Annotated in this window: 12 protein-coding genes and 1 pseudogene; 10 read left to right on the top strand and 3 right to left on the bottom strand. The window is 33.5% G+C overall.

Annotated elements, in window-relative coordinates:
- Positions 1-563 precede the first annotated feature (563 nt).
- The 4 genes from mvk (at position 564) to HMPREF2715_RS01710 (ending at position 4114) form a co-directional block, all read left to right on the top strand.
- Positions 564-1487, top strand: a complete 924-nt coding sequence (gene mvk / locus HMPREF2715_RS01725; RefSeq protein ID WP_037537381.1) for a mevalonate kinase — start codon at positions 564-566, stop codon at positions 1485-1487.
- A 4-nt stretch (positions 1488-1491) separates the two neighbouring features.
- Complete coding sequence (gene mvaD / locus HMPREF2715_RS01720; protein ID WP_070839227.1) at positions 1492-2475, top strand: diphosphomevalonate decarboxylase; 984 nt, start codon at positions 1492-1494, stop codon at positions 2473-2475.
- A gap of 12 nt (positions 2476-2487) precedes the next feature.
- Entirely contained in the window at positions 2488-3564 is a 1077-nt protein-coding gene (locus tag HMPREF2715_RS01715) for a phosphomevalonate kinase (protein WP_037571202.1), read from the top strand.
- A 208-nt stretch (positions 3565-3772) separates the two neighbouring features.
- Entirely contained in the window at positions 3773-4114 is a 342-nt protein-coding gene (locus HMPREF2715_RS01710) for a YuzB family protein (protein WP_011276654.1), read from the top strand.
- A gap of 130 nt (positions 4115-4244) precedes the next feature.
- On the opposite strand, the gene HMPREF2715_RS01705 is transcribed toward HMPREF2715_RS01710, so the two are convergent.
- The 3 genes from HMPREF2715_RS01705 to hypR all read right to left on the bottom strand — a co-directional run bounded on the left by HMPREF2715_RS01705 (position 4245) and on the right by hypR (position 6430).
- The gene (locus tag HMPREF2715_RS01705) at positions 4245-4448 is read right to left on the bottom strand and encodes a cold-shock protein (protein WP_049426256.1); all 204 of its coding nucleotides are present in this window, start codon (positions 4446-4448) and stop codon (positions 4245-4247) included.
- A gap of 232 nt (positions 4449-4680) precedes the next feature.
- Entirely contained in the window at positions 4681-6003 is a 1323-nt protein-coding gene (merA, locus tag HMPREF2715_RS01700) for a hypothiocyanous acid reductase MerA (RefSeq protein ID WP_070839225.1), read from the bottom strand.
- On the bottom strand, positions 5990-6430 hold the full coding sequence (gene hypR, locus HMPREF2715_RS01695; protein WP_070839223.1) for a redox-sensitive transcriptional regulator HypR: 441 nt from the start codon (positions 6428-6430) through the stop codon (positions 5990-5992). The genes merA and hypR overlap by 14 nt, the downstream gene beginning before the upstream one ends.
- Before the next feature lie 129 nt (positions 6431-6559).
- On the opposite strand from hypR, the gene HMPREF2715_RS01690 reads away from it, so the two are divergent.
- From HMPREF2715_RS01690 to HMPREF2715_RS11800, 6 genes and pseudogenes are all read left to right on the top strand, one after another.
- The gene (locus HMPREF2715_RS01690; protein ID WP_070839220.1) at positions 6560-7495 is read left to right on the top strand and encodes an aldo/keto reductase; all 936 of its coding nucleotides are present in this window, start codon (positions 6560-6562) and stop codon (positions 7493-7495) included.
- A 246-nt stretch (positions 7496-7741) separates the two neighbouring features.
- A complete protein-coding gene (locus tag HMPREF2715_RS01685) occupies positions 7742-8278 on the top strand; it encodes a flavodoxin family protein (protein ID WP_011276585.1) in 537 nt (178 codons plus the stop codon).
- A gap of 115 nt (positions 8279-8393) precedes the next feature.
- Positions 8394-8870, top strand: coding sequence for a GNAT family N-acetyltransferase (locus tag HMPREF2715_RS01680; RefSeq protein WP_037552452.1), 477 nt, complete (start codon positions 8394-8396; stop codon positions 8868-8870).
- A 19-nt stretch (positions 8871-8889) separates the two neighbouring features.
- Positions 8890-10206 carry an HD domain-containing protein gene (locus tag HMPREF2715_RS01675; protein WP_172592541.1) on the top strand — a complete coding sequence of 439 codons (1317 nt, stop codon included), beginning with the start codon at positions 8890-8892 and terminating at the stop codon, positions 10204-10206.
- A 70-nt stretch (positions 10207-10276) separates the two neighbouring features.
- Entirely contained in the window at positions 10277-10783 is a 507-nt protein-coding gene (locus HMPREF2715_RS01670; protein ID WP_011276582.1) for a YwhD family protein, read from the top strand.
- 228 nt (positions 10784-11011) lie between these two features.
- Positions 11012-11102 (top strand): annotated as a pseudogene (locus HMPREF2715_RS11800) (IS6 family transposase); the annotation flags it as partial.

The raw sequence follows: 11102 nt of genomic DNA, 5'->3' as shown, positions 1-11102 counted from the left end.
AGAAATTCTACAAGCTAAGCAAGCTGGGGTTACAGAGAAATAAATTCTGAGAAAATATTATTTCTGTTCTACTCCCTTTTCATTTGGGATAATGTAAATTTTGGTGGAATTATATATCAAATTTATTATAAATTGCTATATTCCTATTACTTTTTATAGTAATATAGTTTAGGTGGATTAATATCAAAACGATGTAGATTGTGTATCATTTTAATATTTTGATGGTGGAAATTAATCAAGAACTAAGGCCATCTTAATTAAAAGACTAACATGGCAGTATGTTAGGGATTTTAATTTTAGGGTATAAATATTTTTGAGTTTTAAAGTTAAATTAACTGAGTCTATCTTTTATTTAAGTCGAAGAAGGTTGCAAAAAATGGGGATAGACTATGACATGCAATAATAAAGTTAATTTGCGTACACACTACGATAAAAGGTCGGTAATTTAAAAATAAATTGACATAGGCATTTATAGAGTTGAAAGATTTAGGATATATGCATGGTAAGTATATCCACTGACCTCGAAAATAATTTTTCAGAAAGAATATTAAAGGTGAGATATCATGGTACAACGTGGCTATGGGGAGTCTAACGGCAAAATAATATTAATCGGGGAGCATGCGGTAACATTTGGTGAACCTGCAATTGCGATTCCGTTTACTTCAGGAAAGGTAAAAGTCTTAATCGAAAGTTTGGAAAAAGGTAATTACTCAGCGATACAAAGTGATGTCTATGATGGACCACTTTATGATGCGCCAGAACATTTGAAATCTTTAATTGGACATTTCGTAGAGAATAAAAAGGTAGAAGAGCCATTATTAATTAAAATTCAAGCAAATTTACCACCATCTAGAGGTTTAGGATCAAGTGCAGCCGTTGCTGTCGCTTTCATAAGAGCAAGCTATGATTATTTAGGTTTACCACTAACTGATAAAGAATTATTAGAAAATGCAGACTGGGCAGAACGTATAGCTCACGGTAAACCAAGCGGTATAGATACTAAGACTATCGTTACGAATCAACCTGTTTGGTATCAAAAGGGCGAAGTTGAAATATTAAAGACCTTAGATTTAGATGGTTATATGGTAGTTATCGATACAGGTGTTAAAGGTTCTACTAAACAAGCAGTCGAAGATGTGCATCAATTGTGCGATAATGATAAGAATTATATGCAAGTTGTTGAACATATTGGTTCTTTAGTGTATTCAGCAAGTGAAGCGATTGAGCATCATAGTTTTGATCAATTAGCTACAATCTTTAATCAATGTCAAGATGACTTGAGAACATTGACTGTGAGTCATGACAAAATAGAAATGTTTCTTCGCTTAGGAGAAGAGAATGGGTCAGTTGCTGGCAAACTAACAGGTGGTGGCCGTGGTGGTAGTATGCTTATCTTAGCTAAAGAATTGCAAACAGCTAAGAATATTGTCGCTGCAGTTGAAAAAGCTGGTGCACAACATACATGGATTGAGAAGTTAGGAGGATAAACCATTGAAAAAGAGTGGTAAAGCACGCGCACATACGAATATTGCACTGATTAAATATTGGGGTAAAGCCGATGAGTCATTAATCATACCAATGAATAACAGTTTGTCAGTTACACTAGACCGTTTTTACACTGAAACGCGTGTAACATTTGATGAAACATTAACAGAAGATCAGTTGATTCTTAACGGGGAAGCTGTAAACGCTAAGGAAAGCGCTAAGATTCAACGTTATATGGAAATGATTCGTAAAGAAGCTGGGATTTCAGAACATGCGCTTATTGAAAGTGAGAATTTTGTTCCAACAGCTGCAGGATTAGCTTCGTCAGCAAGTGCATATGCTGCATTAGCTGGTGCGTGTAATGAAGCTCTACAATTAGGTTTGTCTGATAAAGATCTTTCACGTTTAGCGCGTCGTGGATCTGGTTCAGCATCTCGTAGTATTTATGGTGGATTTGCTGAATGGGAAAAGGGACATGACGATGAATCTTCGTTTGCACACCGTGTTGAAGCGGATGGCTGGGAAAATGAACTTGCTATGATTTTTGTTGTTATCAATAACAAATCTAAAAAGGTATCCAGTCGTTCAGGTATGTCACTTACACGTGATACGTCACGTTTTTATCAATATTGGTTAGATAACGTTGAACCAGATTTGAAAGAGACTAAAGAAGCCATTGCTCAAAAAGATTTCAAGCGTATGGGTGAAGTTATTGAAGCTAATGGTTTACGCATGCATGCAACTAATTTGGGAGCACAACCTCCATTTACATATTTAGTACCAGAAAGTTATAATGCTATGCGTATCGTTCATGAATGTAGAGAAGCGGGGTTACCTTGCTACTTTACAATGGACGCGGGACCTAACGTTAAAGTATTGATTGAAAAGAAAAATCAACAAGCTATAGTAAATAAATTCTTACAAGAATTTGATCAATCACAAATCATCACAAGTGACATTACCCAATCAGGAGTCGAAATAATTAAGTAAGGAAGAGATATAATGATTCAGGTGAAAGCACCAGGAAAGCTTTATGTAGCAGGTGAATATGCAGTGACTGAGCCAGGATATAAGTCTGTCTTAATTGCGGTCGATCGATTTGTTACAGCTTCAATTGAAGCTTCTAATGCAGTAACAGGTACGATTCATTCCAAGACATTACATTATGAACCTGTAACGTTTAATCGCAATGAAGATAAAATTGATATCTCCGATGCTAATGCTGCTAGTCAATTAAAGTATGTTGTAACTGCAATTGAAGTTTTCGAACAATATGTGAGAAGTTGCAACGTCAAATTGAAGCATTTTCATTTAGAAATCGATAGTAATTTAGATGATGCTTCAGGTAATAAATATGGGCTTGGTTCTAGTGCGGCAGTTTTAGTGTCAGTCGTCAAAGCATTAAATGAGTTTTACGATATGCAATTATCTAACCTATATATTTATAAACTTGCAGTCATTTCTAATATGCGATTACAAAGTTTAAGCTCATGTGGTGATATAGCTGTAAGTGTATATAGTGGCTGGCTAGCTTATAGTACTTTCGATCACGATTGGGTCAAACAACAGATGGAAGAAACATCAGTTAATGAAGTATTAGAAAAAAATTGGCCGGGTCTTCATATTGAACCTTTACAGGCCCCAGAAAATATGGAAGTCTTAATCGGTTGGACAGGTTCGCCTGCTTCATCACCTCATTTAGTAAGTGAAGTGAAACGCTTAAAATCAGATCCTTCTTTTTATGGAAGATTCCTTGATCAATCTCATACATGTGTTGAAAATCTTATCTATGCGTTTAAAACAAATAATATTAAAGGTGTTCAGAAAATGATTCGACAAAATCGTATGATTATTCAACAAATGGATAATGAAGCGACAGTCGACATTGAAACTGAAAATTTAAAAATGTTATGTGATATTGGAGAACGTTATGGTGCTGCTGCCAAGACATCAGGTGCTGGCGGTGGCGATTGCGGTATCGCCATTATTGATAATCGCATTGATAAAAATCGTATTTATAATGAATGGTCATCACATGGTATTAAACCGTTGAAATTTAAAATTTATCATGGACAATAATAATATAAACTAATAAATGAGTAGGACGAAATTCAAATGTTGAATCAGTGTCTTGCTCTTTTTTTGTTACGGCTGAGAATGACTTTTAATGATAGGCTTGAATTTTCTTGTAAAAGGAGTAAAATAATTAGAGTTAAATTCATTGATTCGTATTAATATGCTTCAATATTTAGGATAGAAACGACAATATAGAAAGGTAGGTGGCAAGGTGAAAAATAAATTTTTAATATGTGATGAATGTCAGGCGGTAAATATCAAAACTTTGAAAAGAAAATTAGAAAAATTAGATCCAGAAGCAGAAATTGAAATCGGCTGTCAATCTTATTGTGGCCCTGGACGTCGAAAAACCTTTGCCTTCGTCAATAATCGACCACTTGCTGCGCTTACTGAAGACGAATTGTTAGAAAAAGTCACAGCTCAGCTAAAAAAACCAAGAGATCCGGAAGAAGAAGAACGACTAAGAAAGCGTAATGAGGAACGTAAACGCCGTAAAGAAGAACAAGATCGAAAGCTAAAAGAGAAATTAGCTAAACGTAAGGCGATAAAATAGAGGAATTAAGTTATATTATAAACTTAAGCTATGAGTGTATTCTAATCTGAATATTGTCGTAGCTTTTTTATTGTAATAAAAAAAGCACTTAGAAGACATTTATCTTCTAAGCGCTTAATTAGGTCTAATCCTATGACATTACAACAACGTTAGTTGCTTGTTCGCCACGTTGACCTTCAGTAATATCGAAGTCAACTTTTTGACCTTCTTCTAAAGTTTTGTAACCTTCACCAGCGATACCGCTGAAGTGTACGAATACGTCACTTCCGTCTTCTCTTTCGATGAAACCAAAACCTTTTTCTGCGTTAAACCATTTTACTGTACCGTTATTCATATAGAATACCTCCATGTGCTTTTGCACGAATATTTGTAACAAATTCATTTATAAAAAAGAGAGTATTCTAGACAAACACACTACATTTAAATTCACGAGCTTTTATTACGTTAGATTAACTATAACTGTTATTTATTAATAAGTAAAGCTTTTTATTTTTAAAAATATTGATAAGTTGGATTTATATCTCTTGAAGTACTAGTATGACAGTATTTTAGTAAATAAAAAATTTTTAAATATTAAACAAATCATTAAAGGATTCTACTATAGTTGGGTGGGTATAAATAGTATCCCTTAGAACTTGGTAAGGTATATGTTGATCAATTGCTAACTTAATTAAATTAATAATTTCTTCTGATTCTTTGCCATAAAGTGTAGCACCTAAAATCAAATCAGTATCTTTATCGATAATAACTTTGAAAATGCCGCGAGCGTCATTATTAATCTTATGTCTCGGAATTTGAGCGACAAGTAATGTATTTTCAATATAATTATAGCCTTGAGATTGAGATTCTTTCGCTGTTAAACCTACTCGAGAAAATGGTGGGTCAATAAAGACAGTGTAAGGAATTGTACCACGGTTAAGTGTAGTACGCGATTGGTCACCATATAGTGTAGATTTTAGAATTCTAAAGTCGTCCAGAGAGATATACGTGAATTGTAGTCCGCCTTTGACATCTCCAACAGCATAAATATGTTCGACTGAAGTTTGAAGATGCTCATTCACTTTGATTTCACCACGTTCACCAAGTTCAACATCAGTTTGTTCAAGCGCTAAATCAGTATTAGGTATACGACCTGTAGCTATCAATACAGCGTCAGCTGAGAAATTGCCTTTAGAAGTTACAATTGTCGTTTGGTTGTTTTTATTTTTAAATTCTAGCGTTTCTGCATTTGTGACAAAGGTAATCCCTTTGTCCTCTAAATCTTTAATTGCATGTGCAACCACATCTTGATCTTCACGTGGCATGATATGTTCGCCGCGTTCTATAACTGTTACTTTTGAGCCGAAATTAGCAAACATTGAAGCAAATTCTAGGGCGATATAGCCACCACCGATGATTACTAAATGCTTAGGTTGATATGAAATATTCAATAAACCTTGTGAATCAAATAAATGTTTAGCACTTTCGATACCCGGGATAGATGGAATATTCGATTTTGCGCCTGTATTAATAACAATGCTATCCGCAGTTAAAGTATGTACAATAGCACCATCCTCATCTAGTAGATTAACTTCAGTATTAGATTTGAATTGCGCTTTGTAATTGAATACTTCAATGTTTGTATCATTTGCTAAGTTATTATAGTTTTTCTTATTTAGTGCGCTGACTACGTCTTTTTTTCTTGAAAAGGCAGTGTCAAAATCGATGCTGTCAATCCCATCATGTACGAGTACTTTAGAGGGTATACAGCCGTGGTTTATGCATGTGCCTCCAAAGTTGTCTGAGGATTGTTCTACTAAAGCGACGTGTTGACCTTGTGATGCCACGTACTTGGCAAGTGTTTTTCCTGCTTTACCGAAACCAATAACTAATAAATTAAAATGTGTCATTTAATGTGTCCTCCTGAAATGTATCTTTAATTACGTCGTTAATTGTCAAGTTACGATAAAAGTTGAGCGCTAGTGCAGTTTCTTGCTCTTTGTATTTATTCATAGTGGTTGCGATATTTCTAGAGATTGTACAATGGCTTTCTTCGCTACCAGTAAAAATACGTTGTGTTGGTAATTTATCTAACACGAAAAGTTGATACAGTGTATCTAAGGTGATGATTGGAGTGTGCGCATTAGCTCGATAGCCACCACCTTTTCCACGAATTGAATCTATATATTGTTGATTGTTAAGTGTAGTGGTGACGCGCCTTAGTTGCACAGGATTAAGACAGGTAAGTTCTGCTAAATCCTGGCTATTGAATTGTTCTTCGGAATGCTTAGTAAGAAAGCTTAGCACGTGTACTGCAATGTTGAATTCTAAATTCATAATATACCGCCTTTAATGTAACTTGATTAGTTACATTAAAATACATTACTCATCAAAAGTCAATATGAATGTCATAATAAAAAATGGGTAAACTATAAGTAGTTATATAGAATAAAGGAGCGATTATAGATGGCAGATTTAGTACAATTAGGTAAATCAGATGTTCACGTATTTCCAATTGCATTAGGTACAAACGCAGTAGGTGGTCACAATTTATACCCAAATTTAGATGAAGAACAGGGAAAAGATGTTGTACGTAAAGCAATTGACAACGGTATTACGTTACTAGATACAGCTTATATTTATGGACCTGAACGTTCTGAAGAATTAGTTGGCCAAGTAGTTCAAGAGTATCCTCGTGAACAAGTTCAAATTGCCACGAAAGGTTCACATGTTATTAAAGAAAATGATGAAGTCGTACAAAATAATGATCCAGATTATTTAAAACAGCAAGTTGAGAATAGCTTGAAACGCCTTCAAGTAGATTATATTGATTTATACTACATTCATTTTCCGGATGAAAATACTCCAAAAGATAAAGCAGTTGCTGCATTAAAAGAACTTAAAGATGAAGGCAAGATTAAAGCAATTGGCGTGTCTAACTTCTCATTAGAACAACTTAAGGAAGCGAATAAAGATGGTTATGTCGATGTAGTGCAATTAGAGTACAACTTATTACATCGAGAAAATGAAGAAGTCATGAAATATGCAGCTGAAAATAATATTACATTTATACCATACTTCCCATTAGCATCAGGCATCTTAGCTGGTAAGTATGAGGAAAATCAAACGTTTGATGATCATCGTGCACCTCGCCGTGATTTCCAACCGGAAGTATTTAATGATAATGTTCGACGAGTGAAACAATTACAAGGCATTGCGGAAACTCATAACACATCTATTGCTAATGTGGTTCTAGCATTCTACTTAACGCGTCCAGCGTTAGATGTGGTGATTCCTGGTGCGAAACGTGCTGAACAAGTTGTGCAAAATATTGAAGCGGCAAATATTCAATTAACAGATGATGAACTGAACAAAATTGATGAATTATTTCCGATTGAATAAAATAAGTTAAGGTAAAATTAAATAAAGTAATTGATGCTCTTACACCGTTTATATGTGTGTAAGAGTTTTTTATAACTGAAATAAATAGTAATGATTCTTTTTTTATTTTAAAAAATACACATATATTACGTGAAATAAGGGTACTAGGCAAATATGTAAAATATTAAGTAAGTATGAAGTTTTTATGTTGTTAACAATGAAAAAGGAAATAGTTTTTTTAATATAAATTAAGAGAGAGTGATAAAAATGATTACAGTTTTATTTGGAGGAAGTCGTCCAGAGGGGAATACAGCACAACTTACTAAGTTAGCAGTTGAGGGATTAGATTATAAATGGATTGACTTAACCGATTATCAATTCAATCCTGTAAGAGACTTTCGTCACGAGAATAGAGATATTACAAGCTATAACGATGATTATAAACAGGTCATTGATCAAGTTTTAGAAAGTGATACGGTCATATTTGCATCACCGGTGTATTGGTATAGTGTTTCTGCATCTTTAAAGGCATTTATCGATCATTGGTCTGAAACTTTAATAGACAACAACTACAAGGACTTTAAAGAAAAAATGGCAAAGAAAGATTTTCGACTTATTTTAGTTGGTGGAGACTGCCCTAAAGTGAAAGCTAAGCCAGGCATTACTCAAATGAAATATACATTAGATTTTATTGGTGCTGAACTTAATGGATATATAATTGGTACCGCTGAACGTCCAGGTGATATTTCGAAAGATATGTTTGCACTAGAAAGAGCTAAAGAATGGAATGAAACATTAACGTAAGCCTAATTCAAAAGTATATTAAACTACGCCGATAAATATTCTATATTAAGCGATTGTATAAGTACTGTGATATAATTTCATTATTAATTCCATAGTAAAGTCAGGAGAATCAAGTATGTTTAAAGTCAGAGAAGCTACACCAAATGACGTCGTAGCAATTAGAGATGTTGCTACTAAGGCATGGTATAACACATATTTAAATATTTATGCAGCATCAACAATAAATGAGTTATTAGCTGCTTCTTATAATGAGCAACATTTAAAGAAACGTTTAGAAGAACAACTATTTTTAGTAGCCGAAGATAATGATGAAATTATTGGCTTTGCTAATTTCATTTATGGTAAAGAATTGTATTTGTCTGCGCATTATGTACATCCAGAATCTCAACATAAAGGTTATGGTTCTAGTCTACTTAAGAAAGGATTAGAACAATTTGACGGTAAATATGATGCAGTATTTTTAGAAGTTGATAATAAAAATAAAGATGCAATTCAATACTATCAAAATAATGATTTTGAAATCGTACGTTCTTATCAACCAGAAATGTATGGAGAACAAATGGATTTGGCTTTAATGAAGAGAAGTATATAAACGCTATGACTATACTGTAATGAGAGGAAGGATTTATTTGACGCAAACACCTTATGTTGAACAGAAATTAGCTGAAGAGAAGGTATTCAAAGACCCTATTCATAAATATATTCACGTCAAAGATCAACTTATTTGGGATCTTATTAAGACAAAAGAGTTTCAACGTTTACGTCGTATTAAACAACTAGGCACATTATATCTTTCTTTTCATACTGCAGAGCATAGTCGTTTTGGCCATTCTTTAGGTGTATATGAAATCGTGCGACGTATGATTGACGAATCATTTGTGGGACGAGATGCTTGGAACAATGAAGATAGACCATTGGCATTATGTGCAGCATTATTACATGATTTAGGTCATGGTCCATTTTCACATAGTTTTGAAAAGATATTCAATACAGACCATGAAGCCTTTACGCAAGCAATTATTACTGGACCTACTGAAGTTAATGAAGTTTTAAGTCGCGTATCGAGTACTTTTCCTAAAGAAGTTGCAGAAGTAATTAACAAAACGCATCAAAATAAACTTGTAATTTCTATGATTTCATCGCAAATTGATGCTGATCGAATGGACTATTTACAAAGAGATGCTTATTTTACGGGCGTCTCTTATGGCACATTTGATATGGAACGTATTTTACGTTTAATGAGACCATCTAAAGATGAAGTTCTTATTAAAGAGAGTGGAATGCATGCCGTTGAGAACTTTATAATGAGTCGCTATCAAATGTATTGGCAAATATACTTTCATCCGGTTAGTAGAGGCGGAGAAGTATTGTTAAATAATTGTTTGAAACGTGTTAAACAATTGTACAATGAGGGGTACCATTTTAAGATGTACCCAGAAGATTTTGTTCCTTTTTTTGAAGAGAAGGTTACAATTGAGCAATACGTTGATTTAGATGAAGTCGTCGTACTTTATTATTTGAAGAAATGGATACAAGAAGATGATGCAATTCTCAGTGATTTAGCACGTCGTTTTATAAATAGAGACTTATTTAAATATATTCCATTTGATGGTTCAATTATTACTATTACTGAGCTACAAGAGTTGTTCATAGAAGGTAATATTGATCCGAACTATTATTTTGTTAGTGAGGCTTTCTCTGATTTACCATATGATTATGATCGACCTGGTTCTAATAGACAACCAATACATTTATTAAGACGCAATGGTAGTATTAGAGAAATTAGTAGTCAATCACTCGTTATTTCAAGTATTACAGGTATTAATCGTGAAGATTATAAATTATACTATCCTAAAGAAATGATTCTTAATATTGAGAATCCACAAACTAAGGGTTCTATTATTAATCTACTTAATGAATTGAATTAAGCCATTGAAACTTTAATATATAACGCATAATATAGAGATTATGAATTCAAGTTTTTCGGAGGTGTAATGTGTGTCTGAGAACAAAGGTTTTAAATTTAATATTATCAAGAATGACCCGCTTGATGGACATAAAGGGACGAATATAGGCTCAATTAGTTTAGATAATATTGCACCAGTATTTATAGATGTTGCGAATAAAGAGGCGTTTATAGATATAGGTGGTATGCATGCACGTGCTCAAGTTGAAAAAGGTGTTAAATGGATAAATGACAAATCGGAAGTTGAAGGCGAAGAAGCTAAAGAATATTGGCTTTGCTGGGTGACTACTGAACGTAGTGAGAGTGGCCCATATTATGCTGGTGTTACTGCATGTTATTTATTAGTTAACAAAAGTATACGACGTGGTTATAAAAGTATGCCTGAACATGTTAATATGATGGATAAATCTATGAAACATAAAATTATCATTGACCACATTGGTGAGGAAAATAAAAAAGTTTTAGCAGACTTTTTAAAATCTCATAATGAAGAGATGTGGAATAATTCTAGTGAGGAATTATTCAAAGCTTTTGAATAATATAAACAGTATTAGGAGTAGGACACTACGCTTAAAACAGCCAGTAAGTGCATTTGTATAAATACACTTACTGGCTTATTTAATTTCAATAGTATTAAAATCTTTTGTTCCAATCAAATCTGGCTATGAATACTCAGTAATTATTTTAAAGGTTCACCAATATGATATTCACGGTTCTGTTGCAAAGTTGAATTTATAGTATAATTTTAATAAAAAGGAGTCTTTTGTATGAACTATTTCAGATATAAACTATTTAACAAGGATGTTATCACCGTAGCCGTTGGTTACTATCTAAGATATGCATTGAGTTATCGTGATA

It is taken from the genome of Staphylococcus sp. HMSC062A01, from assembly GCF_001836805.1.
Classification (GTDB): Bacteria; Bacillota; Bacilli; order Staphylococcales; family Staphylococcaceae; genus Staphylococcus; species Staphylococcus haemolyticus.
Note: the sequence above shows the minus strand (reverse complement) of the source record. Positions and strands in the feature narration are given on the sequence as shown.